This is a genomic window from Clostridium boliviensis (assembly GCF_033342255.1).
Lineage (GTDB): Bacteria > Bacillota > Clostridia > Lachnospirales > Lachnospiraceae > Lacrimispora > Lacrimispora boliviensis.
On the sequence record NZ_JAWONS010000174.1, the window covers coordinates 1 to 527 of the forward strand.

Sequence of the window (527 nt, forward strand, 5' to 3'; positions counted from 1 at the left end):
AATGCGGCCATGACACTCCCCCCGGACCCACCGGGGCTCCTCCCCGGGAATCTTCAATGCCATCACGCATACAAAGAAGGCTTCCCGCCCCTTCTCCTCCACTCCCCGGAGGGCTTGGAGCAATTTTTCGTTGTTTGCCCGGTCGTCCGCCTCCGGTCCGGCGTATCGGGCGGATCGAACCCCCGGGGCGCCGTTCAGAGCGGGGACCACCAGCCCGGAATCGTCGGCCACCACCGGCCGATTCAAGGCCCGGGAGACCGCCTCCGCTTTTTTGACGGCATTGGCCTCGAAGGTCTCCCCGTCCTCCACCACCTCGGGGATATCCGAAAAACGGCTCAATCCGACGACCGGAAGGCCCAATTCCCGTTCAAGGAGGGCATTCAGTTCGCGAACCTTATGATTGTTGCGCGTGGCTATAATCAGCTCCGTCCAAAGCCACTTTTTCCGATGATCCTCCGGCATCCTCGCCAACCTCCCCGATTCCGTCAAAAAGGTCCCCGAATAACTCCCGCTCGTATTGGATCAAC

1 protein-coding gene is annotated in these 527 nt (G+C 61.1%); it reads right to left on the minus strand.

Going from position 1 to position 527, the window contains the following annotated elements:
- Positions 1–462 (minus strand): non-canonical purine NTP pyrophosphatase (locus tag RZO55_RS10990; RefSeq protein WP_318064325.1); only part of this gene is annotated, 462 nt, incomplete at its 3' end.
- Positions 463–527 lie beyond the last annotated feature (65 nt).